Source organism: Aeromonas sp. 160P (assembly GCF_055193095.1).
Genome location: NZ_JBUXKV010000001.1, coordinates 2,510,573 through 2,535,313 on the forward strand (window position 1 = coordinate 2,510,573; position 24,741 = coordinate 2,535,313).

Consider the following 24,741-nt stretch of genomic DNA (forward strand, 5'->3'; position numbering starts at 1 on the left):
CCGCTTATGTCCTCGTCTTTGAGTAACGCGTTGCTGAGCTATTCGTTTGTAACAGATGCCCCGCCGTTTCTCTTTTTCACCGGCAAGGGGGGCGTGGGTAAAACTTCGCTAGCCTGCGCCAGTGCGGTCGCCTTGTGTGACAGTGGCAAACGGGTGCTGCTGGTCAGCACGGATCCGGCTTCAAACGTCGGTCAGGTATTTGACACAACCATCGGCAACACGATCACCGCCATCGCGGCCGTCAGCGGCTTGTCAGCACTGGAGATTGACCCGCAAGCGGCGGCGCAAGCGTATCGGGAGCGGATCGTCGGCCCGGTGCGTGGCAAGTTGCCCGAGAGCGTGGTGCGCAGCATTGAAGAGCAGCTCTCCGGCGCCTGCACCACAGAGATTGCCGCCTTTGACGAGTTCACCGCCCTGCTGACAGACCGCCAGCTGGTGGATCAGTATGACCATATCGTATTTGACACGGCCCCCACCGGTCACACCATCCGTCTGCTGCAACTGCCGGGTGCATGGAGCGAGTTTCTGGAGCAAGGCAAGGGCGATGCCTCTTGTCTGGGGCCATTGGCCGGGCTGGAAAAACAGCGCAGCCAATATGCCGAGGCGGTCGCAGCCTTGTCGGATGGGTTGAAAACCCGGCTTATTCTGGTGGCCCGGCCACAAGCCTCCACCTTGCGGGAAGTGGCGCGCACCCATGATGAACTGGCGACCATAGGTCTTGCCAATCAGCAACTGGTCATCAATGGCATCTTCCCCCAAAGCGAGCTGTCGGATGACCCCCTAGCGACTGCCGTCTGGCAGCGAGAGCAGCAGGCGCTGGCACAGATGCCCGCGCTGCTGGCACGCTTGCCACAAGAGAGAGTACCGCTGCTGGCGACCAATCTGGTGGGGGTAGAGAGCCTGCGTCAGTTACTGGGCGCAGTGTCTGCCGCTGGCGTTGATGGTGCTGATGCGGTCGAACGCACCACCGCCGAGCCGCCCCCGCAGCACCCGGGGTTGCAGCAACTGGTCGATGAGCTGGCCAGCGATGGCCACGGGCTCATCATGCTGATGGGCAAGGGCGGGGTGGGGAAAACGACTCTGGCGGCGGCCGTGGCGGTGGAGCTCGCCAGTCGCGGGCTACCTGTTCATCTCACTACCTCAGATCCCGCCGCCCATCTGGGGGAGACCCTGGCCGGGGCCTTGCCCAGTCTGGAGGTGAGCCGCATCGATCCCCACGCCGAGACCGAGCGTTACCGCGCCCAGGTGCTGGCCACCAAGGGGGCGAGTCTCGATGCACAGGGTCGCGCCCTGTTGGAAGAAGATTTGCGTTCCCCCTGCACCGAAGAGATCGCCGTGTTTCAGGCCTTCTCACGGATCATTCGCGAGGCTGGCAAGCGCTTCGTGGTGATGGATACCGCCCCCACTGGCCATACCCTGCTGCTGCTCGATGCGACCGGCGCCTATCACAGGGTGATTGCCCGCCAGATGGGCAACAAAGGCCTGCACTTCACTACCCCCATGATGCAGTTGCAAGACCCGAAGCAGACCAAGGTGATGATCGTCACCCTGCCAGAGCCGACTCCGGTGCAGGAGGCGGCCAACTTGCAAGCGGATCTGCGCCGTGCCGGTATCGAGCCCTGGGCCTGGGTGGTGAATCACCTGCTCTCTCCGGCCACTGTGCGATCCCCGCTGCTGGCCCAGCGCGCCGGTTGCCAGCAGCCCCATATCGCTGCGGTCAAAGAGCGCCATGCGAAGCGTTATGCGGTGGTGCCCTTGCAGGCCGTCGAGCCGGTGGGAGTGGCCGCATTACAAGGGTTATGTCACCCGATCCATCAGGAGGCGTGAGATAGCGCCCCACCATATTCCATGGAAGGCACCATCAAGCGCGGCCTCTGTTCGCGTTGAGCCTTTCATCTCCCCCAATGCGTTTGGAGTCTTTTGATGAGTACCAACGATTGCTGCGATCTGCCCGTCAGCAAAAAAATGAGTTTTCTCGACCGTAATCTCACCCTCTGGATCTTTGTCGCCATGGCCATCGGGGTGGGGATTGGCTATCTGTTCCCGCAAGTGGCCCAGTGGAACGAGGCGATGTCGGTCGGCACCACCAATATCCCGCTGGCCATCGGCCTGATCCTGATGATGTATCCGCCGCTGGCCAAAGTGAATTACGCCACCATGGGCACCATGACCCGCGATCGGCAGGCGATCACCCTCTCTTTGGTGATGAACTGGCTGGTCGGGCCCGTCCTGATGTTCGTTATTGCCCTGCTGTTTTTGCATGACCACCCGGACTACATGGTGGGCCTGATCCTGATAGGTTTAGCGCGCTGCATCGCCATGGTGCTGGTGTGGAACGACCTTGGCGGTGGCAACAAGGAGTACGGTGCCGGTCTGGTGGCGCTCAATAGCGGATTTCAGATCCTCACCTACAGCTTTATGGCCTGGTTGTTTATTACCGTCCTGCCGCCCCTGTTCGGTTTGCAGGGGTTTGCAGTGGATATCACCATGCTGGATATCGCCCAAAGCGTGCTGATCTATCTGGGCATTCCCTTCCTGGCTGGCTTTTTGAGCCGTCACTATCTGGTCAAGGCCAAGGGGGAGCAGTGGTACACCGAGCGCTTCATTCCGGCGATTTCCCCCATCACCCTGATCGCCCTGCTGGCCACTATCGTGCTGATGTTCAGCCTCAAGGGGGAGATGATCGTCGAACTGCCGATGGATGTGGTGCGGGTCGCCATTCCGCTGGTGGTCTACTTTGTGCTGATGTTTTTCACCAGCTTTCTGGTCGGCAAGAAGCTCGGGATCCCCTATGACAAGAATGCGTCTATCGCGTTTACTGCCACCGGTAATAATTTCGAGCTGGCCATTGCGGTCTCTATCGCGGTATTTGGCCTGAACTCGGATCAAGCATTCGCCGGGGTGATAGGCCCGCTGGTGGAGGTTCCGGTGCTGATCGCCCTGGTCAACGTAGCCCTTAGAATGAAACGCAACTATCTCAACGCAGAGGCTTAATCATGAATGACACCCGGATCACCATTTATCACAACCCGGGGTGTGGCACCTCGCGCAATACCCTGGAGATCATCCGCAACGCCGGTGTTGAGCCGACCGTCATCCACTATCTGGAAACCCCGCCGAGCCGCGCGACGCTGGTCGCGCTGATTGCGGCCATGGGGATGCCGGTGCGGGATCTGCTGCGCAAGAATGTGCCGCCTTTTGAGGAACTTGGGCTGGCGGAGGAGCGCTTCAGCGACGATGAACTTGTCGATGCCATGCTGGCGCATCCCATTTTGATCAACCGCCCCATAGTGGTGACGCCCCTTGGCACCAAACTGTGTCGTCCATCCGAAGTAGTGCTGGATATTCTGCCGAGCCCTCAGCAAGGTGCCTTCAGCAAGGAAGATGGGGAGCCGGTAGTGGATGCACAAGGAAAACGGATCAAGTGATCTGCACTATCGTGTGGTTTATGAGTGATGGCAAGAGCAGCTGAAGTCGCCAGATAAAAAAACGCCGATCATCCGATCGGCGTTTTGCATTGATGTCGTCAGCTGCGGGCATTAACCCAGATTGGCGGCGACCTTGCTTTGGGCTTGCCCTTTGCGCTTGATGACAAAGCCAATGCCCAGTACCACCAGCCAAGCGGGGATCAGCTCGACCGAGATCCGAAAATCAGGGGTCATATACATGATCACCAGGATGCCAGCCATAAAGGCGAGGCAGAGGTAGTTGCCGAAGGGGTACCAGAACGCCTTGAACTTGGGCTGGACACCTTCTGCGACCTTGGCTTTGCGGAACTTGAGGTGCGCCAGGCTGATCATCGCCCAGTTGATCACCAGTGCGGAGACCACCAGCGCCATCAGCAGACCGAACGCCTTGCCCGGCATCAGGTAGTTGATCAGCACGCAGAGCAGGGTGGCGATGGCCGAGACCGAGAGGGCAACCAGCGGTACGCCGCTCTTGTTGGTCTTGAGCAGGGCTTTCGGGCCGTTGCCCTGCTTGGCCAGACCGAACAGCATCCGGCTGTTGCAGTAGACGCAGCTGTTGTAGACCGACAGTGCTGCCGTCAGTACCACGATATTGAGCACGGTGGCGACCAGATTGCTGTCCAGTGCGTGGAAGATCATCACGAACGGGCTGCCGCCTTCCACCACTTTACCCCAGGGGTAGAGGGACATCAGGATAGCCAGGGCACCGATGTAGAAGATCAGGATGCGGTAGATCACCTGATTGGTGGCTTTGGGAATGCTCTTCTCGGGGTTGTCTGCTTCGGCGGCGGTAATGCCCACCAGCTCCAGACCGCCGAAGGAGAACATGATCACCGCCATCGCCATCACCAGACCGCTGATGCCGTTGGGGAAGAAGCCCCCTTGTGCCCACAGGTTGGTGACGCTCGCCTCGGGGCCGCCGGTGCCAGAGATGAGCAGATAGCCACCGAAGCCAATCATGCCGATGATGGCGACCACCTTGATGATGGCGAACCAGAACTCCATCTCGCCAAACGCTTTGACGTTGGAGAGGTTGATGGCGTTGATCAGCACGAAGAAGACGGCCGCCGACATCCAGGTCGGGATCTCGGGCCACCAGTACTGGACATAGATGCCCACCGCAGTCAGCTCGGCCATGCTCACCAGCACGTAGAGCACCCAGTAGTTCCAGCCGGACGCAAAACCGGCAAACTCACCCCAGTATTTGTAGGCAAAGTGGCTGAATGAACCGGCTACCGGCTCTTCCACCACCATTTCACCGAGCTGGCGCATGATCAGGAAGGCGATAAAGCCGCCGATGGCGTAGCCCAGCAATACCGAGGGGCCTGCCATCTTGATGGTTTGGGCAATGCCCAGAAAGAGGCCGGTGCCGATGGCGCCGCCCAAAGCAATCAACTGAATGTGGCGGTTTTTAAGGCCGCGCTTCAGCTCCTCACCGTCTTGTTTCAAATCCATGGGTCTGTCCTTACGTCTCTGTTGTCTCTTGTCGGTGTTGGGCTCATCCTGAGCAGGCCGCAGTGCGTAGCCAAAACCTGACGAAAGCCGTATTTATTTCGTTACGCCATGCCGTTTTCAATTTTTGGTGTTGGCTGGCAACCGAAGCAGAATAGTGATAATCCGCCATGAATGCACCTGTTTTCCATGTTGAATGGTCGTATTTTGTACCAGTGGCAGCGTTTTTATGATCTGGAGAGGCTTGTTGGTAGTTTTTGGTTGATGTTTGTGCAATCGAATTCGATTTCGTTGACATCTTGTCTGATTGGTGGGCTTTTGTTGTGCTGGGCCATAAATGGATGCAAATGATGCCAGGCAAGCGAGAGTGCAGGAAAGAGTGCAGGGAAGAGTGCGGGGAGTTGGAGTACCGAGAGAGTGAAAGCGTGCTGCAACAAGGGGTGGCCCGGGGTCTGCTGGTAGCGCTCTGGTTGGCAATAGCCGCAAGTCCGCTGTTGTTGCTGGTGGCCGCCACCATACTGCTGGGCTGGTTGTTGCTCGGTGATCAGGGGTTGCTGCACTACTGGCAGCTGCTGTTGCTGGTCGGCGGGGTGACGGGGGCTGTTGCTGGCGGCTGGCTGGCGGAGCGGGTTCGTCTGCGCCACGGCTTGCTGGCCTTCTATGCCCGGTTGATGAACAACCCTGAGCTCAATCGTTAGTTAACTCTGGCTGTGCGCAGAGCAGAGCACAGTAGAGCAGAGCAGAGCAGAGCAGAGCAGAGCAGAGCAGAGCGGAACAGAACGACGGCTAACTGGCGGCAGGTGACAAGAGTGCAATGACAAGGTTGGCAAGAATAGGGATAAGCATTTGTGGTGCTTATCCCTTTTTCATCCACGCTTTTCACTGTCATCTATCCAAATCACAGCTCACAGTGCCTGACTTTTACAGTGTAGGTGTGATTTTTATCTGCTGTTGATGCCGGTAGCTGTCAAGCTGGCTTAACAGAGCTGGCGGCGCAGACCGGTCGCCTCGAGGACTTTGGCGCTGATCTCCTCCACCGAGTGGGAACTGGTATCGAGGAAGCGGATCGCCTCCTGGCGAAACAGCCGCTCCACGCAGGCCAGCTCCTGCTCGCACTGCTCGATGGAGGAGTAGCGGCTGTTGGCGCGGCGCTGGTTGCGGATCTCGTGCAGCCGCTGCGGCGCTATGGTGAGGCCAAACAGCTTGTGACGGTTGGCCTTGAGGGGAGCAGGCAGCTCCAGCATGCCCATATCCTGTTCGATAAAGGGGTAGTTGGCGGCACGAATGCCGAACTGCAGCGCCAGATAGAGGCTGGTGGGGGTTTTGCCGCAGCGGGAGACCCCGATCAGGATGATGTCCGCCTCGTCGTACTCTTTGGTGGTGATGCCATCGTCGTTGGCCAGCGCGAAGTTGACCGCTTCGATGCGATCGTCATAGAGCTTGCGATTCTCCATACCGTGGGTGCGGTGGAGGCGGGGCTCGGCTTTTACCCCCAACTCCTGCTCCAGCGGGCTGACGAAGGTGTTGAGAAAATCGTGGCCGCACGCTTCTGATTTGAGCACCTCTTCCCTTACCTGCGGGTCGACGATGGTGTGAAACAGGATGGGGCGCACCCCGGTTTGGCGGAACTGTTCGTCGATCCGCATCCGTACCTGACGGGCCTTCTCCTGGGTCTCCACAAAGGGGATAGTGATCTGCTCGAAGGCCAGTGGAAACTGGCTCAGTACCGCGTGGCCGAACACTTCGGCGGTGATGGCGGTGCCGTCTGAAACATAAAATACGGTGTGCACGTGGGGCTCCTGTGATACCGGCGGGTGGGGCTGCATGGGGTAAAGGGTGATAAGTATCTCTCGAAACCATACCAGTTTTGTCAACCGGTCTGCTCTGCCCAAGTTGTGACGTGGCTTGCAAACCTGAATCGCTATCTTTGTGTGTCGCCATTGTAGAATGTTCCGGTCGTTCGACCATCCCCAACCCTTGTTCGGGGATTTTTTTGAAAACAAGTAGAAAACGTTTTCATGGTCGTTGGCAACAGAAAAACAGACAATAACGCACCTGACTTACCCATAACCACATCGATAAAATCGGGCGCACGTGGTGCCATGGCATCGGCGTCCACCAACCTGGAGACATCCAAGTGCAACAGTACGTGCTCTGGTACGAACAGCTCGGAATGCAGGACGTAGAACGCGTTGGCGGCAAGAACGCATCCCTTGGCGAGATGATCAGCAACCTCTCCGGCGCCGGAGTATCCGTGCCGGGGGGCTTTGCCACCACCGCCTTTGCGTTTAACGAGTTTCTGGAGTCAAGCGGCCTCAACGGTAAGATCCACCATCTGCTCGACAATCTGGATGTGGACGATATCGCCGCCCTCAACCGGGCCGGTCAGCAGATCCGCGACTGGGTGGTGGACGCCCCGTTCCAGCCGGCGCTGGAGCAGGCCATTCAGGTGGCCTATGACAAGCTGAGTGGGGGCTTGGGTGATGGCATGAGTGCGTCTTTTGCGGTGCGCTCCTCCGCCACTGCCGAGGATATGCCGGACGCCTCCTTTGCTGGTCAGCAGGAGACCTTCCTCAACGTACGTGGCATTGATGCCGTCATGACGGCGGTCAAGCATGTGTTTGCTTCTCTGTTCAACGATCGCGCCATCTCCTATCGGGTGCATCAGGGCTATGACCACAAAGGTGTTGCCCTCTCGGCCGGGGTGCAGCGGATGGTGCGCTCGGATCTCGCCGCCTCCGGCGTGATGTTTACCCTGGATACCGAGTCCGGCTTCAACGATGTGGTCTTTATCACTGGCAGTCAGGGGCTGGGGGAGATGGTGGTGCAGGGGGCCGTCAACCCGGACGAGTTCTACGTGCACAAGCCGACCCTCAGGGGCGGCCGCCCGGCGGTGGTGCGCAAGACCCTTGGCTCCAAGTTAATCAAGATGACCTACTCGGACGATGCCGGTCACGGCCGTCAGGTGAAGATTGTCGATACCGATGAGGCCGAGCGCAGCCGCTTCTGCATCACCGATGAGGAGGTGATGGCGCTGGCGAAACAGGCCCTCATCATAGAGCAACACTACGGCCGCCCGATGGATATCGAGTGGGCTAAGGATGGTCAGGATGGCCAGCTCTATATCGTGCAGGCGCGCCCGGAAACCGTGCGCAGCCGGCAGGAGGCCAACACCCTCGAGCGTTTTGCACTCAAACAAGCCGGCAAGGTGCTGATCGAGGGGCGGGCCATCGGCCACAAGATTGGTGCCGGTCCGGCACGGGTTATCTCCTCCATCAGCCAGATGGACGAGGTGCAGCCCGGCGATGTGCTGGTGACCGACATGACCGACCCGGATTGGGAGCCCATCATGAAGCGGGCCTCCGCCATCGTCACCAATCGTGGCGGCCGCACCTGTCACGCCGCCATCATCGCCCGCGAGCTGGGTATTCCGGCGGTGGTGGGCTGTGGCAACGCCACCGACCATATCCAGCCGGGTCAGCTGATCACCGCTTCCTGCGCAGAAGGGGATACCGGTTTTATCTATGACGGCGAGCTGGACTTCGACGTGGCGGTGACCGAGGTGGGCAACATGCCGCGCCTGCCCATCAAGATCATGATGAACGTCGGCAACCCGGATCGGGCCTTCGACTTTGCCCAGTTGCCCAATGCCGGGGTAGGGCTGGCGCGCCTGGAGTTCATCATCAACCGGATGATTGGGGTGCACCCCAAGGCGCTGCTGGAGTTTGACCAGCAAACGCCAGAGCTCAAGGCCACCATCGCCAAGATGATCGCCGGTTACGACAGCCCGCGGGAGTTCTACGTGGCCAAGCTGACCGAGGGCATCGCCACCCTGGGGGCGGCGTTCTGGCCGGAGCGGGTGATCGTGCGGATGTCGGACTTCAAGTCCAACGAGTACGCCAATCTGGTGGGCGGTCGTGGCTACGAGCCCCACGAGGAGAACCCGATGATCGGTTTTCGTGGCGCATCCCGCTACATAGCCGACAGCTTCCGCCCCTGCTTTGCCCTCGAATGCGAGGCGATAAAAAGGGTGCGCGATGTGATGGGGTTGACCAACGTCGAGGTGATGATCCCCTTCGTGCGCACCGTGGGCGAGGTGGAGCAGGTGATCGACATTCTGGCCGAAAACGGCCTGCGCCGGGGCGAGCGGGGGCTCAAGGTGATCATGATGTGCGAGATCCCGAGCAACGCCCTGCTGGCGGACAAATTCCTCGAGCACGTGGACGGCTTCTCCATCGGCTCCAACGACATGACCCAGCTGACCCTTGGGCTGGATCGGGATTCCGGGCTGATTGCCCACCTGTTCGACGAGCGCGACGAGGCGGTCAAGGCGCTGCTGTCGATGGCCATTCAGGCTGCGCGCAAGGCGGGCAAGTACGTGGGGATCTGCGGTCAGGGGCCATCCGATCATCCGGATTTCGCCGCCTGGCTGGTAGAGCAGGGGATTGATTCGGTGTCGCTGAACCCGGATACAGTGGTCGACACCTGGCTCTATCTGGCGCAGCAGCATGGCGCCAAGTAAGCCACTGCCACAATAAGCAGCACAGAAAGGGGGCCGTGATGGCCTAATGCCGATCAGTTAAGGATCCATTGACCGATCCTTCTGATGTGTGAAAATCCGAAACCTGTTGATTGGTTTCGGATTTTTTATGCGTATCGCTCAAGCTCTCGACTTCCTACACGCCAGCAAGGCCGCTCAGTTTGCGTCACTCTCCGACCTCATTCCCACCGAGCTCATCACCACCCTGCTCGGCGAAGAGGGCGTTGCTACCCTCCGCCGTCGCCGCATGCCCATGGAGCGACTGGTCTGGGCCATCATCGGCATGGCCATCTTCCGCAACGTCCCCATGACCCAGCTGGTCAATCAGCTCGATATCCTCTTGCCCGGTGACCGCCCCTTCGTCGCCCCCAGCGCCTTCCTGCAAGCTCGCCAAAAGCTTGGCCACAAGAGCATCGAACGGCTGTTTCACGAGACCGCCGCAGGCTGGCACCAGCAGGCCAATCACCCCGGCTGGGCCGGGCTGCAACTGCTCGCCGTCGATGGCGTGATGTGGCGCACGCCCGATACCCCGGACAATGCCGCCGCGTTTGCCAAGCCCGGTACCCAGCATGGGGAGACCGCTTATCCGCAGGTACGCATGCTCTGCCAGATGGAGCTGACCAGTCACCTGCTTGTTCAGGCGGTCATGGAGAGCTGCGCCGTCAACGAGATGGTGCTGGCCGAACAGCTTGTCGCGCGTACGCCAGACCACTCGCTCACCCTGTTCGACAAGGGGTTTTACTCCCTCGGCTTGCTCCATGCATGGCAGACCACTGGCAGCGAGCGTCACTGGTTGCTGCCACTCAAAAAGGGCACGCAATACGAGGTGGTGCGCAAGCTGGGGCGTCAGGATGCCCTGGTGCGTCTCAAAACCAGCCCACAGGCGAGGAAGAAGTGGCCGCAACTGCCAGAGACGCTAGAAGCCCGCTTGCTGACTCGCACTATCAACGGCAAAGAGCGGCAGGTGCTGACCTCAATGGTCGACCCGATGCGCTTCCCTGGCGCCGATATCGTCGAACTGTATGGCCACCGCTGGGAAATCGAGTTGGGCTATCGGGAGATGAAGCACAGCCTGCAACAACACCGGCTGACGCTGCGCAGCAAGAAGGCGGCGGGGATACGGCAAGAGCTATGGGGTGTGTTGCTGGCGTACAACCTGCTGCGCAGCCAGATGGTAAAGATGGCGGCGAGCCTGAAGGGATACACGGCGAGTCAGCTGAGTTTTCACATGGCCTCGGTCTACCTCATCCATGAGTTGAGCTGCATGCCGTATGTGTCGCCGGGGAATATCCCGGGACGCGTTGCGGAGCTGGAGAAACAGGCGGGCCAGTTTGTGTTGCCGGCCCGAAGGGAGCGAAGTTATCCCCGCTGCGTGAAGCCAAGGCCACAGAAGTATGGAGTTAAAAAAGCCAATAAAAACAATGCCAGTCAGGCTTAACTGACTGGCATTAGCCATGATGGCCCCCTTTGTTATCTGTGTGGCGTGGCTTATTTCGGTTGCTGCTCGGCTCCCGACAGCTCGATCTGCACCTTCACCCCTTCGCTCTTGAGCTTGGTGGCGATGGCGTTGAGATCGGTGCCCGGTTTGGCCTCCAGCAGGGCGATACCGCCGCTGCTCTGTTTGAAGTTCAGGCCGTAGCGAGTCGCCAGTGCCTTGGCGCTGGCATCGTCAGCTTCCACCAGCAGGGTGCCGCTTACAGTCAGCTCCGGGCTGGCGGCCCCTTGCATCAACACGTCACCGCGGCGCAGGGTCTGTTGCGGGACCTTGCTGTCAAGGCTGCGGGCGACCCGCTTCTTGCTGCCGTTGTCAGGAATGAGGTAGGTCTGGCCATTCACCTCTATGGTGCTGTATTGTTTGCCATCCATGGTGACGGACTCCTCGGCGCAGAGCTGTCCCGAGAGGGGGGCCAGCAGGGTTGCCAGAAGCAAGGTAACAGGTTTGTTCATGGTAATACTCCTAGCGTGTTAGCTGTGGTTGGCATCGTGACCCAGGACCCGCAGGGACCATGAGATCAGCTTGCCCGGTTGGCGATTGTTGCGCTCGATCAGGGTGGTACGCTCCCCGGTTTCGCGATTGAGCAGCGAGACCTGACGGGTACCGTTGGCAACATCGGTTACTTCCAGTCGCCAGTCGCCCTCGGCTGCTTCACCGTAGAACTTGTGGGAGAGCAGGCGCATGTCACGCAGCCCTTTGGTGCGCACATATCCCAGTTTTTGCTGATCAAGGGATTGGCCGACCAGGCTGTTGAACGGGTTCAGCAGGATGCTGCGGGTGCCGGCGGGGGAGACCAGTTCGATCAGCAGATCGGGCAGGCGCTGATGATCCAGACTCACCATCACCTGAACCGCTTCCACCGTCAATGGTGTGGCGATGCGGGTTGTCGAGCTGGTCGGGCTGTTGCCTGCATCCGCAATGGCGGCGGTACTGCCGGTGACATTGATCTTCTGCCACGGCAGCTGCACCAGCGGTGGCAGCGGCTGGTGATTGGCTGCCAGCTCAAGGGCCTTGTTGACGTCGATCAGGCCAAAGCCGTAAGTGGGGCTGAACCACATGCCAGCGGCATTGCGCTCCCACCCTTCCAGCCCTTTCACATCGCGCACCTTGCCGGTGCTGCTGGTGTAGCTGACCATCACAGGTTTATGTGTGGCATCGACCCGGGTTGCGCTGCGCGCCAGCAGATCCCGCAGGTCCCGCACCGGCAAGTCCGGGTAGGTGGACATCAGCAGCGCCATGGCGCCGGAGGTACTGGGGGTGGCGGAGGAGGTGCCGTTCATCACGCCGTTGTAGTCGCAGCTGGCATCCAGTTGTTGGTTGCCGTGCAGCCGGTTGGTGCTGGGATCATTGGTGCGGTTGTAGCCCATGTCGCAGCTGGGCAGATCCGTGGTGACCATCGCCGGTGAGTCAGTGCCATATTCGCCACCGGTGGCGCTCAGGAAGACGTTGCTGCCGACGCTGGAGTAAGACGATCTGACTCCGTCGGCGTTGAGGGCGCTCACCACCAGGTTCCAGAAGTTGCTGTTGGAGGGGTCGAGGTTGCTGTTCTCAAACGGCAATTTGGGGCCGTTGCCGGTGCGGTTCAGGATATAACCACCTGCCGCTATTCTGTTGAAGCCGTTACCCGCCGCCTTGATATAGGCCGCGCCCTGTACCTTGAGGGTCTGCTGTTCGAACAGGCGGTCAAGCTGGGATTGATCGAGATCGTTGGCGGGGCGGGGATCCACCACACTCATGCCGTAGCTCTGGTTGAACACTCGGTTGTCGCGGCTGGCATCGCTGTCGCCAAGGGCGTAGAGCCAATCCTTCTGCAACTGTTGGCTGTTGTCATCCAGCAGGTTGAACCCCTGCAGTTGGGCTTGCGGGGCGATCCCCTTGGTGCCGATGACGTTGTCCACCGCCGCAATAATGCCGGAGACCGAGGTGCCGTGCGCCGTATCCGGATCGGTCGGGGTCGGGTCATCGCTGCCGGTCACCACGTTTTTCGAGCCCGGGCGCACGTTGTCCGCCAGATCCGGGTGGGCGATGGCCAAGCCATCGTCGACGACTGCGACGTTGACTCCCTGTCCCAATATCCCGCTGCGATGAGCCCACCAGAGGTTGAGATCATTGCCCGCTACCCCGCCACGGGCACTGAACCCATCCTGCCCGCTGTTGAGCAGATACCATTGCTGATCCTGCAGCGGATTGGTACCTGGCAGACAGCGTTCGGTGCTGCTGCGTCCGATATCCACGCCACTCTCCTTGCCGGTGAGCGGCGCACAACCTTCATTTGCCTGAACGAGCGCACTGGGCAGGGTCGACAGCAGTGCTGTGATCGCCAGTGCTAACGATGTTTGCTTCATTATTTTTAAACTCCATCTTGGATCGCACCATCCTGGGTGCGACGGAAATCTATACTCGGGTAATTGAGATTCAAAAAGAGCCTTTTTCAAAAACATCTACGAGGTTCAAAGAAATCCGATCTGGTTTTTTGTAGGTATTCCAATGGCGCCTATTATGTGTTCTATTGATAATGGATCTCATTTTTTGTTACGGATCTTTTTGTCTGTAATTCACCCTCTTGTTACTCTCTTTCGCAGCATCAATCTCGATACGGGGCAATCCCGAGGGGGCATCGTGCATCCTGTAAAGTGCACGGCATGTAGCCATGAGCGAAGGTATGTGTGGGGGAGTCAGAGCAAGGGCGATGAGGTGGGGTTTGTGCCACCGCTTTATTGCTTGGCTGTGGTGGATGGCTCTGTTATGGTAATTAAATTAGCCGTTTGGATGGCTAGATTGCTGTAGTGTGAAGGGCGTTGCCTCTGGGGGCAACCCCGCCGCAGGCCCAGATCTTGATGCGTACCTGACAGGGAGTCCCTATGCCGTTTCGTTCCTTCTTACCTTCTTCTTTTACTGCTTCCTTGTGCGCAACTGCTGGCGCCAGCACCTTTATTGCCGCGATGGCCGTCGGGAGTATCTCTTTTTCCGCGGTTGCCGCCGATACCCCCTTGCCCACCAAACAGGAGATAGTGATTGGCACTACTGTGGGGGATTTTGCCGACATGGTGACCGACTCCATCAAGCCGCAGCTGGAGGCCAGGGGGTACAATGTCAAGCTGGTGGAGTTTACCGACTACGTGACTCCCAATATCGCCCTGGCCGACGGGTCACTGGATGTGAACTGTTTCCAGCACAAACCCTATCTTGAAAGTTTTGCCAAAGACCGAGGCTTGTCGCTGGCGCCGATTACCCAGGTACCAACCGGTCCGATGGGGCTCTATTCCGGCAAGCTGGCGGCACTCGACCAGGTGAAAGAGGGGGGTACGGTGGCTATCCCCAACGATCCCAGCAATCAGGCGCGGGCGCTGTTGATGCTGCAGGATCTCGGTTGGCTCACCCTCAAGGAGGGGATCAACCCGCTCAAGGCGAGCGAGTTTGATGTGGTGAACAACCCGCACCGTCTCAAGTTGGTGCTGCTGGAAGCCGCGCAGCTGCCCCGCTCGCGGGAGGATGTGGACTTTTCGGTGATCAACGGTAATTTTGCCGCCTCCAGCGGTATCCCGTTTAGCGAAGGGCTGTTTCTGGAGCGCAGCTACGACTTCATCAACTGGGTGGTGGTGAAAAGCGCGGATGCGGATCAGCAGTTTGCCAGAGATGTGGCGGCGGCCTACAACTCGGCGGCCTTCAAGGCCTATGCGGCCAAGCGTTTCGCCGGGTACAAGTATCCCCAAGGGTGGGGGAGTTAACTCACCTCCCGCAGCAGATGGTTGATTCATATAACGTAAAACGCCCCCGAATTCGGGGGCGTTTTTATAGGGGAGTGGCTCTGATCAGGGGTGGCGATAGAAGCGATTGAGCTCGTTCATTACCTGGATCATGGCGCCCATATCGGGGGTGCCGTGCTTGATCGGGCGGTAACTGTTACGCTCCAGCAGCTCGAAGTCACCCTGCTTGTTGAAGTGGGTAATGGTGTCGCCCTGATAGATGGCAAAGTCGTTCTGATCCCCCGCCAGCCGCCAGGGGCGTGGCGCGCTATCAAACAGATTGCGACCAATGCTGTAATCCCGAGCCTGATTGCGCACCCCCAGCATCCCTTGCATCAGAGTCGGGGCCAGATCAAGATGGCTACTGGGTTGATCCAGGAGCTGACTGTCACGGCCTGGCCAGGCCAGCACCAGTGGCACCTGGACCTGATAGGGTGAGTAGTTGCTGCCGGCGCCCCAGCTGTTGCTCTGGGTATCGTTGAACTCCTGACCGTGGTTGGCGGTGATCACGACTATGGTGTTGCTATCCATCCCCTGCGACTGCAATTTGGTCAGCATCTGCTCAAGCAACTGGTCGGTATAGAAGACCGAGTTTTTGTAGCGGTTCTCCAGTTTTTGCAGATTCTCCGCCCGATAGGCGGTCGCCGGATTGAAGTGGGCGAGCTCCGGTTGGAATGGCCCTTTCATCGAGGCTGGTAACTGATAATCACCCGGGCTCGAGAGATAGACCAGCGAGAACCAGGGGCGCTCCGCTGTGCGTTTTTCTAGCCACAACTGCCAGTCGCTCAGCAGTTGGCCATCGTCGATTTGCTCGGAGACAAACACTTGTTTGCGCAGGCCCGCCAGAATGCTCTTGCGATACTTCTGGGCATCTTCCATCGCGCCAAACAGCCCGAACTGGTAATCCTGGCGCAGCATCTCGTCGAACAGCACCGGCGGACGCTTGTCGCTGCTGATGTCCTTGTAATAGTGACCCGGCAACCCGTAGAACAGGCTGAACATCCCCATCAGATCGTCGTTGCCACCACTCAAGTGATTGCGAAACGTGATGTGCTGATCGGCATAACGCTGCAAATTGGGCATGTTGATGTTGTTGAGCATGTCAAAGCGCAGGGAGTCGAGTACCACGATCAACAGATTATTGTGGCTGGCGGGCGCATTGACGTTTAGCGGGCGTAGCGGGTAGATCATCCGGCTGTCGCTACTTTCGTGCTGGGATGCCGCTTGTTTTTGGTACTGATCCAGATCCAGCCAACCATGTTTGGCCAGGAAGGAGCGGGCCGTCATCGGGTAGGAGAGTGGGAAGTTGGCTCTCTGCATGGTGATGGGCTGATAGAGGGTGGCATCCGCCCAGCTGTTGACCACGTGGGTCAGAATAAAGCAGACCAGCAGGGCCAGCCCTACCTGATTGCCGTACTGGCGGCGCTTGCGCTTGTTGATCTTGCGCCAGACATAGGCCGACAGCAGCAGTTGCAGCAGGAAGATGGTAGGCACGGCGACGAAGATGATGCTCCAGATTGAGCCCTCCTCGGTTTGTGCCTGATCCAGCAGCAACTGCCATACCTGACTGTTGAGGTGGAACTTGAACAGCCGGAATACCTGGGTGTCGATCAGCAGCAACACCAGCGCCAGGGTGGCGATAATGGCCGAGATGAACCGCAACGATTTTTCCTTGGGCAGCACGAAGCTGAGCGGGAAGATCGTCAACAGGTAGGTGACAAAACTCAGGAACGAGAAGTGGCCAATCCAGCTTACAACGAGATAGATCACGCCAAGCGTGGTCGATGGCCAGCTGATGGCACCCAGATAACGGGTGGCAATAAGCATGGCCAGGATAATGTTGAAGAAGGAGAACCAATGCCCCCAGGTGATCAGGCGAGAGACATTATCACGATAGGGGTTACCGGTTTCGACCATAGTGATCCATCTGCGTTGAGAAACGTCAAATCAACAGAGTCGGGGACTCAGTGTGCGTCGTGGCGATTATCGACCGATGCGGTCAGGGCCTGGACAAATTTTTCAGTGATGGCGTGGCGCTGAGCCGGGGCCATACCGTTGATGATATTGGTGGTCAGGTTGCCAAGCACCATCAGGCTGAGATCCACCGGTGCTTTATGTTTTTCCAGCACGGTGATCAGGTCGTTCATCAGGGCGTCAAACTGCTCGTTCTTGTACTTTGATACGATGGGCATAATCTTCAGTTCATCTCGGTTCAAAGCGCCTTATAATACTTCACCCTTTCGGCTAACACTATGGCTTTGTGACATGAGTCTCGATATCGACAAGATCATTCTTCACTCCTTGCGCCAGGGCGGCGATGGTCAACCCCACGCCGACACTCGCAGTCAGACCCTCCCTGCTGATGAGGCAGTACAGGGGCTGATGGCGGAACTGCATCGTATCTACAACGGCAAGGGGGGCAAGGGCTTTGGCTTCTTTGCTGACCCTGAAACGGCCGTCGCCGAGCTGGCTGACGGTGAAGAGGCTGCCAAGCAGCCTTCACCTGCATTTCGTATCGCCCTTGAGCAACTGCTGGCCGAACAGACGGAATTTGTCCCTTTTTCGATCACTGTGACCCAGATGCTGGTGAAGCAGCTGGTGGAACACGCCCTCGATGAGCAAGGGGTGCTGCTGTTTGCCAAATACAACTACGTCGGGGTCGACTATCTGCTGATTGCCCTGCTGGAGGGCAAGGAGAGCGTTACCGTCAGCGAAGCACTGGAATTGCGCCATATCCAGTATCTGGATATCGGCAAACTCAATCTGGTGGCCCGCATTGATTTGACTGAATGGAAAACCCAAGCCGATTCACGCCGCTATATCACCTTCAGCAAGGGGCGTATCGGTCGTAAACTGGGCGACTTTTTTATGGATCTGCTCGGTGCCCGTGAGGGCATGGATGCCAAGGTGCAAAATAAAGGCTTGCTGCAGGCGGTGGAAGATTATTGCGACAGTCAGCAGCTCGAAGCGACCGAGCGCAACGATTACAAAAAACAGGTCTTCAAATATTGCACCGAACAGGCCAGTGCCGGTGAAGAGATCGAAATCAAGGAGCTCTCTGCCGAATTGCCGGGGGATGGCGACCTCGATTTTTACAGCTTTATCGGTCAGGAGTATCAGCTGGAAGAGCGCTTCCCGGCCGATCGTTCTACCCTGCGCGGTCTGACCAAGTTTGTCGGCTCCGGCGGCGGCCTGACCCTGAGCTTTGAACAGAAACTGTTGAACAGCCGGATCTTTTACGATCCCCAGACCGACACCCTGACCATCAAGGGAGTGCCGCCCAATCTCAAGGATCAGCTGCTGCGCCAGTCGTAGTGGGGCCTGTAGTGTGATCAAGTCGTGATTTCTGGCAAAAAGAGACTCCGCCCCGGCGGAGTCTCTTTTTTTATTGCGCCACGGCAGGCCTCGAAACTGGCGCGGTACTTTGTTAACAAATCAAACAAAATAAATCACCTGAAAGGGTTTTCATTGAAGTGAAAACCCTTTCATTGCGGTAATAAATTTTCATTTTGGTAATTATATTTCCTTGCTTGTACTGAAATAAGCCAATAATTGGGGCTAATTACCCATTTTAAGAAAATGTTTTCAGAACTTTCTGGAAGGAAATACGTAATTGCATTTCAAAAATGCGAGTTGCGTCATGTGAGCCGTTTGCCGCTTGGGATAATATCCATCTCGCACACAATGCTCTTACAGCGCGGAACTAATACAAGGAAAGGCTCATGAAAAAGAAATTGCTGTCATCCCTGATCGGTCTGGCCACTCTTGGCGTCGCTTGCTCTGCTACTGCGGCCATCGATGAAGGCCAGCTGACCATCTGGATCAACGGTGACAAGGGATACAACGGTCTGGCCGAAGTGGGCAAAAAATTCGAAGCAGAAACTGGCATCAAGGTAACTGTGGCTCACCCGGATCAGGTTGAAGTGAAATTCCAGCAAGCCGCTGCCACTGGCAACGGTCCGGACATCTTCTTCTGGGCTCACGACCGTTACGGTGAGTGGGTCAAAGCCGGTTTGCTGGTTCCGGTTAGTCCGAATGCCGAGACCAAAGGTAAATTTGAACAGCTGGCATGGGATGCCATGACTGTTGATGGCAAAACCTATGGCTACCCGGTTGCCATGGAAGCGGTCAGCCTGATCTATAACAAGGATCTGTTGCCTGAGCCGCCGAAAACCTTCGAAGAGATCGCCAAAATTGACGAGACTCTGAAGAAAAATGGCAAGCGCGCCATCATGTGGGCTTATGACACTCCCTACTTCAGCTATCCGCTGGTGGCTGCCAACGGTGGTTACGCCTTCAAGAAAACCGCGACCGGTTATGACGTCAAAGATACCGGCGTGAACAACGCGGGTGCCAAGATGGGCGTGGGCTATATCTCCGAGATGATCAAGTCAGGTCACCTGGAAAAAGGCATCGACTACGGTGTGATGGACGCCAAGTTCAACAAGGGCGAAGTGGCCATGATGATCAACGGTCCCTGGGCCTGGAGCAACCTGGACAAGAGCGGCATCAAGTACGGCGTAGCGCCGCTGCCGACCCTGAATGGCAAGCCGGCCAAAGCCTTCGTTGGCGTACTGGGTGCCACCATCAACGCTGCCAGCCCGAACAAGGATCTGGCCATCGAGTTCCTGGAAAACTACCTGCTGACCGATGCCGGTCTGGCACCGGTTAACGCCGACAAGCCGCTGGGCGCCGTTGCGCTGAAATCGTTCCAGAAAACCCTGGAATCCGATGCGAACATCAAGGCCACCATGCAAAACGCCCAGGCCGGTGAGCCGATGCCGTCCGTTCCCGAGATGAGCCGTTTCTGGTCTTCCTTCGAAACTGCCCTCAAGAACGTGACCTCTGGTCGTCAGGGTGTTGACGAAGCACTGGATACCGCTGCCAAGCGTATCGTTCAGTAAGCACGCACTACCCGGGAGGCCGCCATGGCCTCCCACTCTCTCAAATTTCTCTTGGCGTTATAAAGGTTAATTGGCATGGAAGTAGTACCTTCTGTTGAGTCCTATGCCGGTCCGAAGGATAAGCACACCTGGCTTAAGTGGACCATAGCGGCCCTGGTCGCCATCCTCAACGGCTACGCTGCCGTGATGATGTACGCCAGTGGCGAGTGGGTATTCGCGCTGCTGGATCTGGTGGTGGTATCCGTCGGTCTGTATGTCTTCATGAACAAGAAGACCTATGCCCATCGCTACATCTTTCCGGGTGTTGCGGGCATGGTTGTATTTATCATCTTTCCTCTCGCCTACACGATTGGTATCGCCTTCACCAACTATTCGGGGGCCAACTTGCTCTCCGTGGAGCAGGCGCGAGATTACCATCTGAAGAAAAGCTACAAGGTGGCGGGCGGTGAATTCGATTTTACCCTGCTGGGTGGTGACAATGGCCAGTTCCAGCTGCTGCTGACCCAGGATGATCACTCCTTTATCAGCCAACCTGTTTCCCTGATGACCAACAAGGCTCGTGAGCTGGCGTCCCGCGAGGGCCGGGTGCAGAACACCCAACAAGTGGTCGAACTGCAGCCCTTCACTGGCGAAGCCGCCAGCAAGGCCGCGCCGATCCGCGCCATTGTTGAGCATCGTACCCACCTGAGTGACCTGGATCTGGTGCTACCGGATGGCGGCACTCATCTTACCCTGAGCAGCCTGCGCAAGTTTGCCGCCCAGAAGCAGCAGTACACCCGTCTGATGGATGGCGCTGTGCTCAAGTCCGGCGTGGTGATCAAAGACAGCAACCTGCTGCGTGATACCCAGAATGGCGAGCTGATGCTGCCTAACGGTGAGACCGGCTTCTATCAGTACATCGACGAACAGGGTGAGTTTGTCGGCAAGGGCGTTGCACCTGGCTTTGTGGTGAGCGTGGGCTGGAAGAACTTCGCGCGCATCGTCAACGATCCGGGCATCCAGTCGCCGTTCCTGCAGATCTTCATCTGGACCGTGATCTTCTCCAGCTGCTCTGTGGCGCTGACACTGGCAATCGGCATGGTGTTGGCCAGTCTGGTGCAGTGGGAATCCCTCAAGGGGCGCGGTTTCTATCGGGTCATGCTGATCCTGCCCTATGCGATTCCGGCGTTTATCTCCATCCTGGTGTTCAAGGGGTTGTTCAACCAGAACTTCGGTGAGATCAACATGTTCCTGGAGGCGGCGTTTGGCATCAAGCCGGACTGGTATACCAACCCCTTCCTGGCCAAGGTGATGATCCTGATCGTCAATACCTGGCTCGGCTATCCCTACATGTTGATCCTCTGCATGGGCTTGCTCAAAGCCATTCCGGAAGATCTCTATGAAGCGTCCGCCATGGACGGTGCCGGTCCGGTGCAGAACTTCTTCAAGATCACAGTACCGCTGTTGATGAAGCCGCTGACACCGCTGTTGATTGCCTCGTTTGCCTTTAACTTCAACAACTTCGTGCTTATCCAGTTGTTGACCAACGGCGCACCGGACATCATAGGTGCCACCACCCCGGCCGGTACCACCGACTTGCTGGTGAGCTACACCTACCGGATTGCGTTCCAGGGATCGGGCGGTCAGGACTACGGTCTGGCCAGTGCCATCGCTACTGCCATCTTCCTCATCGTCGGTGCGCTGGCGCTGCTCAACCTGAAATTGTCCAAAGCCGACAAGCAACTGTAAGGAGGCGTCATTATGGCAATCGTACAACCCAAATCAGTCAAATACCGGGTGTGGGCAACCCACCTGGTCATGTGGGGCTTTCTGGCGCTGATCATCTTCCCGTTGATCATGGTTATCGCCATTTCACTGCGCAGCGGTAATTTCTCGGTCGGGGAGATCATTCCCACCAATCCGACCCTGGATCACTGGCGCCTTGCCTTGGGCATGACGGTCACCAACGCCGATGGCAGCCTGACGCCGCCGCCGTTCCCGGTGCTGACCTGGTTGTGGAACTCCATCAAGATCGCCGGCATCACAGCCCTGATGATCGTGGTGCTCTCCACCACCTGTGCCTACGCCTTTGCCCGCCTGCGTTTTCGTGGCAAGTCCACCATCTTGCAAGGGATGCTGATTTTCCAGATGTTCCCGGCGGTACTGGCGCTGGTGGCTATCTACGCGCTCTTTAACAAGATTGGTGACTACATCCCCTGGCTGGGTCTCAATACCCACGGTGGCTTGATCCTGGCGTACATGGGCGGTATTGCCCTGCATGTCTGGACCATCAAGGGCTACTTCGAGACCATCGACTCCTCTCTGGAGGAGGCTGCAGCCATCGACGGAGCCACCCCATGGCAGGCATTCCGGCTGATCCTGCTGCCCCTGTCGGTGCCCATTCTGGCGGTGGTGTTCATTCTGGCCTTTATCGGCACCATCACCGAGGTGCCCATGGCCTCCATCCTGCTGCAGGATGTGAATAATCTGACCCTGGCGGTCGGGGCCCAGCAGTACCTCTATCCGCAGAACTACCTGTGGGGTGATTTTGCTGCGGCAGCCGTGCTCTCCGGCTTCCCCATTACAGTGGTGTTCCTCATGGCGCAACGCTGGTTAGTCGGTGGCCTGACCGCTGGCGGGGTGAAAGGTTAGGTGGCACCACGCAGCCAGCACCAAGGTGTTCCTGATGGTCTATCACAGGGCTGGCTGGTCGGTGGTCTCACTGCCGGCGGGGTGAAAGGTTAGGTGGTGCCACGCAGCCAGCACCAAGGTGTTCCTGATGGTCTATCACAGGGCTGGCTGGTCGGTGGTCTCACCGCTGGCGGGGTGAAAGGTTAGGTGGTGCCACGCAGCCAGCACCAAGGTGTTCCTGATGGTCTATCACAGGGCTGGTTAGTCGGTGGTCTCACTGCCGGCGGGGTGAAAGGCTAAATGGGCGTGCCGTGAGCGGTTGGCTCGCGGCACCCTGCGGGTGAGATATAAAAGTTAAGGTTTATGGCCGGGGGAGCTGACTCCCCCCGCTATCACGATTTGCAAAGATTCAAGAGCGGAGCTCGTCATGGCTGAAGTAGTACTCAACAACGTTCGCAAAAATTACGATCCGGCTGTTCACAAGGACACCCTGCGCAATATCAACCTCTCCATCAAGGAAGGGGAGTTCATCGTCTTCGTCGGCCCGTCCGGCTGCGGTAAATCCACCCTGCTGCGGATGATCGCCGGTCTGGAAGACATCACCAGCGGTGAGCTGACCATCGGCGGCCGTTACATGAACGATGTGCCGCCGGTAGAGCGCAACGTCGGCATGGTGTTCCAGTCCTACGCCCTCTATCCCCACATGAACATCTACGAGAACATGGCCTTTGGCCTCAAGCTCAAGAAGATGGACAAAGAGAACATCCACAAGCGGGTGATGCGTGCTGCCGAGATCCTCGGTCTCGAGCCGCTGCTGGACCGCAAGCCCAAGGCGCTCTCCGGTGGTCAGCGTCAGCGGGTCGCCATCGGTCGCTCCATAGTGCAGCAGCCGCAGGTGTTCCTGTTTGACGAACCGCTTTCCAACCTGGATGCCGCCCTGCGGGTCAAGATGCGGATCGAGATCGCCAAACTGCACAAAGAGCTGAACTCCACCATCATCTACGTGACCCACGATCAGGTGGAAGCGATGACCCTGGCGGACAAGATCGTGGTGCTCAGCCCGCTCAAGGCCGACGCCACCACTAACCTGGAGCAGTTCGGTTCACCGCTGGATCTCTACCACAACCCGGACAACAAGTTCGTGGCGGGCTTCATCGGCTCACCCAAGATGAACTTCCTGACCGGCGAGTTGCTGGAGATTGGCGAGCAGGAGTGCGTGGTCAAGCTGACTTCCGGTGATACCGTGCGTGCCCGGGTCGATGCCCGCAGCGGCGCGGTGGGTGACAAGGTGGAGCTGGGGATCCGTCCCGAGCATCTGTTCCCGCTTGATCACCCCCATGCGCACAGCAAGGTCAGCGGCATAGTGCAGGTGGCAGAACACCTGGGCGCCGAGTCCTTCGTCTATATGGATGTGGATGGTCACGACTTTACCGTCAAGGCCACCTCGGATGTGGATGTGGTCACCGGCCAGACCTACAGCGTGGGTATCCCGGCAGAGGCCTGCTACCTGTTCGATGCCAAGGAGCAGGCGTTCCCCCGTACCGCCAAATATATCCGTACCTGATCGTTTTGTTGTGCTGGTTTTCCTAGTATTCAATGCCTTTTTGCCGGTCGTCAGACCGGCTTTTTATTGTCTGATATTCAGTGCCTGCCGTGCGGTAAAACCGGCAGGGTTCAGGCCTCGAGCTCGGCAGTAATATCGGGCACAAAGGTCTGGCTGGTCAGCGGCGGTCGCTCGTAGCCTTCGGTATGGATGGGGGGGAGCTTGATGGGCTCATAGTGGAGCGCCTGATAGGGCACCTTGCCGAGCAGGTGGGCGATGCAGTTGAGGCGGGAACGGCGTTTGTCGTCCGCCTCCACCACAAACCAGGGGCAATCCTCGGTGTCGGTATAAGTGAACATGTCATCCTTGGCACGGGAGTACTCGACCCAGCGCGAGCGGGATTGCAAGTCCATCGGGCTGAACTTCCAGCGTTTGATCGGGGTATTAATGCGTTCCTTGAAGCGCTTCTCCTGCTCCTCGTCACTGACCGAGAACCAGTATTTGATCAACGTAATGCCCGAGCGGATCAGCATCCGCTCGAACTCGGGGCAGGCGCGCAGAAACTCGCGATATTCCGCGTCACTGCAAAACCCCATCACCCGCTCGACCCCGGCCCGGTTGTACCAGGAGCGATCAAACAGCACCATCTCGCCAGCGGCAGGTAACTGGGCCGCATAGCGCTGAAAATACCACTGGGAACGCTCCCGATCCGACGGCGCGGGCAGCGCACTGATCCGGCAGACCCGGGGGTTGAGGGGCTCGGTGATCGCCTTGATGACGCCCCCTTTACCTGCTGCGTCCCGACCTTCGAACAGCACCACCACTTTTAGCCCTTCTTGCTTGACCCACTCCTGCAGCTTGACCAGCTCCTCCTGCAGATGGGCGAGGTGGTGCTCGTAACACTTCTTGTCCAGACGCGGCCGCTTCTTGCTCTTCTCCTTCGTCATGCGCTTCTCCTTTTGGCATCCTTTCATGGGTGACTTC

The 24,741-nt window shown here is 58.1% G+C and carries 20 protein-coding genes; 12 read left to right on the forward strand and 8 right to left on the reverse strand.

Features of this window, described 5'->3' with window-relative positions:
• The first annotated feature begins 6 nt into the window (after positions 1 to 6).
• The 3 genes from arsA (at position 7) to arsC (ending at position 3,428) form a co-directional block, all read left to right on the forward strand.
• Positions 7 to 1,827 (forward strand): arsenical pump-driving ATPase, encoded by a 1,821-nt coding sequence (arsA, locus tag ACY8FN_RS11895; RefSeq protein ID WP_463100125.1) that lies wholly within the window; start codon positions 7 to 9, stop codon positions 1,825 to 1,827.
• Positions 1,828 to 1,923: 96 nt separating this feature from the next.
• Complete coding sequence (gene arsB, locus ACY8FN_RS11900; RefSeq protein WP_303846272.1) at positions 1,924 to 2,994, forward strand: ACR3 family arsenite efflux transporter; 1,071 nt, start codon at positions 1,924 to 1,926, stop codon at positions 2,992 to 2,994.
• Between the two features lie 2 nt (positions 2,995 to 2,996).
• Positions 2,997 to 3,428: a glutaredoxin-dependent arsenate reductase gene (gene arsC / locus ACY8FN_RS11905; RefSeq protein WP_463100126.1), complete on the forward strand. Its 432-nt coding sequence runs from the start codon at positions 2,997 to 2,999 to the stop codon at positions 3,426 to 3,428.
• A gap of 111 nt (positions 3,429 to 3,539) precedes the next feature.
• Here the strand turns inward: arsC and ACY8FN_RS11910 are convergent, their stop codons facing one another.
• Positions 3,540 to 4,922 carry an amino acid permease gene (locus ACY8FN_RS11910; RefSeq protein ID WP_042022277.1) on the reverse strand — a complete coding sequence of 461 codons (1,383 nt, stop codon included), beginning with the start codon at positions 4,920 to 4,922 and terminating at the stop codon, positions 3,540 to 3,542.
• 43 nt (positions 4,923 to 4,965) lie between these two features.
• On the reverse strand, positions 4,966 to 5,217 hold the full coding sequence (locus tag ACY8FN_RS11915) for a hypothetical protein (protein WP_463100127.1): 252 nt from the start codon (positions 5,215 to 5,217) through the stop codon (positions 4,966 to 4,968).
• Between the two features lie 103 nt (positions 5,218 to 5,320).
• Between ACY8FN_RS11915 and ACY8FN_RS11920 the strand changes: the two genes are divergently transcribed.
• Complete coding sequence (locus ACY8FN_RS11920; protein WP_463100128.1) at positions 5,321 to 5,617, forward strand: hypothetical protein; 297 nt, start codon at positions 5,321 to 5,323, stop codon at positions 5,615 to 5,617.
• A 279-nt stretch (positions 5,618 to 5,896) separates the two neighbouring features.
• Here the strand turns inward: ACY8FN_RS11920 and ppsR are convergent, their stop codons facing one another.
• Positions 5,897 to 6,709 carry a posphoenolpyruvate synthetase regulatory kinase/phosphorylase PpsR gene (gene ppsR / locus ACY8FN_RS11925; protein WP_139406252.1) on the reverse strand — a complete coding sequence of 271 codons (813 nt, stop codon included), beginning with the start codon at positions 6,707 to 6,709 and terminating at the stop codon, positions 5,897 to 5,899.
• Positions 6,710 to 7,056: 347 nt separating this feature from the next.
• On the opposite strand from ppsR, the gene ppsA reads away from it, so the two are divergent.
• Together ppsA and ACY8FN_RS11935 are read left to right on the forward strand one after the other, a co-directional pair.
• Complete coding sequence (ppsA, locus tag ACY8FN_RS11930; protein WP_463100129.1) at positions 7,057 to 9,441, forward strand: phosphoenolpyruvate synthase; 2,385 nt, start codon at positions 7,057 to 7,059, stop codon at positions 9,439 to 9,441.
• A gap of 127 nt (positions 9,442 to 9,568) precedes the next feature.
• Entirely contained in the window at positions 9,569 to 10,897 is a 1,329-nt protein-coding gene (locus tag ACY8FN_RS11935; protein ID WP_463100130.1) for an IS4 family transposase, read from the forward strand.
• A 50-nt stretch (positions 10,898 to 10,947) separates the two neighbouring features.
• Here the strand turns inward: ACY8FN_RS11935 and ACY8FN_RS11940 are convergent, their stop codons facing one another.
• The gene (locus ACY8FN_RS11940) at positions 10,948 to 11,406 is read right to left on the reverse strand and encodes a serine protease chaperone (protein WP_463100131.1); all 459 of its coding nucleotides are present in this window, start codon (positions 11,404 to 11,406) and stop codon (positions 10,948 to 10,950) included.
• Positions 11,407 to 11,424: 18 nt separating this feature from the next.
• Positions 11,425 to 13,299: a serine protease Asp gene (gene asp / locus ACY8FN_RS11945; RefSeq protein ID WP_463100132.1), complete on the reverse strand. Its 1,875-nt coding sequence runs from the start codon at positions 13,297 to 13,299 to the stop codon at positions 11,425 to 11,427.
• Positions 13,300 to 13,896: 597 nt separating this feature from the next.
• Here asp and ACY8FN_RS11950 point away from each other — a divergent pair.
• Positions 13,897 to 14,682, forward strand: coding sequence for a MetQ/NlpA family ABC transporter substrate-binding protein (locus ACY8FN_RS11950; protein ID WP_463101165.1), 786 nt, complete (start codon positions 13,897 to 13,899; stop codon positions 14,680 to 14,682).
• Between the two features lie 84 nt (positions 14,683 to 14,766).
• Here the strand turns inward: ACY8FN_RS11950 and ACY8FN_RS11955 are convergent, their stop codons facing one another.
• Both ACY8FN_RS11955 and ACY8FN_RS11960 read right to left on the reverse strand, forming a co-directional pair.
• Positions 14,767 to 16,617: a DUF3413 domain-containing protein gene (locus ACY8FN_RS11955; protein ID WP_463100133.1), complete on the reverse strand. Its 1,851-nt coding sequence runs from the start codon at positions 16,615 to 16,617 to the stop codon at positions 14,767 to 14,769.
• Between the two features lie 47 nt (positions 16,618 to 16,664).
• Positions 16,665 to 16,892 (reverse strand): YejL family protein, encoded by a 228-nt coding sequence (locus ACY8FN_RS11960; RefSeq protein ID WP_101325071.1) that lies wholly within the window; start codon positions 16,890 to 16,892, stop codon positions 16,665 to 16,667.
• Positions 16,893 to 16,965: 73 nt separating this feature from the next.
• Here ACY8FN_RS11960 and yejK point away from each other — a divergent pair, with 73 nt between their 5' ends.
• The 5 genes from yejK (at position 16,966) to ACY8FN_RS11985 (ending at position 23,778) form a co-directional block, all read left to right on the forward strand.
• Positions 16,966 to 18,015 carry a nucleoid-associated protein YejK gene (gene yejK / locus ACY8FN_RS11965; protein ID WP_463100134.1) on the forward strand — a complete coding sequence of 350 codons (1,050 nt, stop codon included), beginning with the start codon at positions 16,966 to 16,968 and terminating at the stop codon, positions 18,013 to 18,015.
• 407 nt (positions 18,016 to 18,422) lie between these two features.
• On the forward strand, positions 18,423 to 19,604 hold the full coding sequence (gene malE, locus ACY8FN_RS11970; protein ID WP_042022285.1) for a maltose/maltodextrin ABC transporter substrate-binding protein MalE: 1,182 nt from the start codon (positions 18,423 to 18,425) through the stop codon (positions 19,602 to 19,604).
• Positions 19,605 to 19,679: 75 nt separating this feature from the next.
• On the forward strand, positions 19,680 to 21,332 hold the full coding sequence (malF, locus tag ACY8FN_RS11975; RefSeq protein WP_101325069.1) for a maltose ABC transporter permease MalF: 1,653 nt from the start codon (positions 19,680 to 19,682) through the stop codon (positions 21,330 to 21,332).
• Positions 21,333 to 21,344: 12 nt separating this feature from the next.
• Positions 21,345 to 22,235 (forward strand): maltose ABC transporter permease MalG, encoded by an 891-nt coding sequence (malG, locus tag ACY8FN_RS11980; protein ID WP_042022290.1) that lies wholly within the window; start codon positions 21,345 to 21,347, stop codon positions 22,233 to 22,235.
• A 406-nt stretch (positions 22,236 to 22,641) separates the two neighbouring features.
• Positions 22,642 to 23,778 carry an ABC transporter ATP-binding protein gene (locus ACY8FN_RS11985; protein WP_101325067.1) on the forward strand — a complete coding sequence of 379 codons (1,137 nt, stop codon included), beginning with the start codon at positions 22,642 to 22,644 and terminating at the stop codon, positions 23,776 to 23,778.
• A 110-nt stretch (positions 23,779 to 23,888) separates the two neighbouring features.
• Here ACY8FN_RS11985 and ppk2 read toward each other — a convergent pair whose 3' ends face one another.
• Positions 23,889 to 24,704: a polyphosphate kinase 2 gene (ppk2, locus tag ACY8FN_RS11990; RefSeq protein WP_101325066.1), complete on the reverse strand. Its 816-nt coding sequence runs from the start codon at positions 24,702 to 24,704 to the stop codon at positions 23,889 to 23,891.
• Between the last annotated feature and the right edge of the window lie 37 nt (positions 24,705 to 24,741).

Bases quoted from the DNA above. Each gene is read 5' to 3' on its own strand.
- ACY8FN_RS11915 (WP_463100127.1), bottom strand. From the start codon at position 5,217: ATGTCAACGAAATCGAATTCGATTGCACAAACATCAACCAAAAACTAC.
- arsA (WP_463100125.1), top strand. From the start codon at position 7: ATGTCCTCGTCTTTGAGTAACGCGTTGCTGAGCTATTCGTTTGTAACA.
- ppk2 (WP_101325066.1), bottom strand. From the start codon at position 24,704: ATGACGAAGGAGAAGAGCAAGAAGCGGCCGCGTCTGGACAAGAAGTGT.
- malF (WP_101325069.1), top strand. From the start codon at position 19,680: ATGGAAGTAGTACCTTCTGTTGAGTCCTATGCCGGTCCGAAGGATAAG.
- arsC (WP_463100126.1), top strand. From the start codon at position 2,997: ATGAATGACACCCGGATCACCATTTATCACAACCCGGGGTGTGGCACC.
- malE (WP_042022285.1), top strand. From the start codon at position 18,423: ATGAAAAAGAAATTGCTGTCATCCCTGATCGGTCTGGCCACTCTTGGC.
- ACY8FN_RS11985 (WP_101325067.1), top strand. From the start codon at position 22,642: ATGGCTGAAGTAGTACTCAACAACGTTCGCAAAAATTACGATCCGGCT.
- ACY8FN_RS11960 (WP_101325071.1), bottom strand. From the start codon at position 16,892: ATGCCCATCGTATCAAAGTACAAGAACGAGCAGTTTGACGCCCTGATG.
- yejK (WP_463100134.1), top strand. From the start codon at position 16,966: ATGAGTCTCGATATCGACAAGATCATTCTTCACTCCTTGCGCCAGGGC.
- arsB (WP_303846272.1), top strand. From the start codon at position 1,924: ATGAGTACCAACGATTGCTGCGATCTGCCCGTCAGCAAAAAAATGAGT.
- ACY8FN_RS11910 (WP_042022277.1), bottom strand. From the start codon at position 4,922: ATGGATTTGAAACAAGACGGTGAGGAGCTGAAGCGCGGCCTTAAAAAC.
- ACY8FN_RS11935 (WP_463100130.1), top strand. From the start codon at position 9,569: ATGCGTATCGCTCAAGCTCTCGACTTCCTACACGCCAGCAAGGCCGCT.
- ACY8FN_RS11940 (WP_463100131.1), bottom strand. From the start codon at position 11,406: ATGAACAAACCTGTTACCTTGCTTCTGGCAACCCTGCTGGCCCCCCTC.
- malG (WP_042022290.1), top strand. From the start codon at position 21,345: ATGGCAATCGTACAACCCAAATCAGTCAAATACCGGGTGTGGGCAACC.
- asp (WP_463100132.1), bottom strand. From the start codon at position 13,299: ATGAAGCAAACATCGTTAGCACTGGCGATCACAGCACTGCTGTCGACC.
- ACY8FN_RS11955 (WP_463100133.1), bottom strand. From the start codon at position 16,617: ATGGTCGAAACCGGTAACCCCTATCGTGATAATGTCTCTCGCCTGATC.
- ACY8FN_RS11950 (WP_463101165.1), top strand. From the start codon at position 13,897: ATGGCCGTCGGGAGTATCTCTTTTTCCGCGGTTGCCGCCGATACCCCC.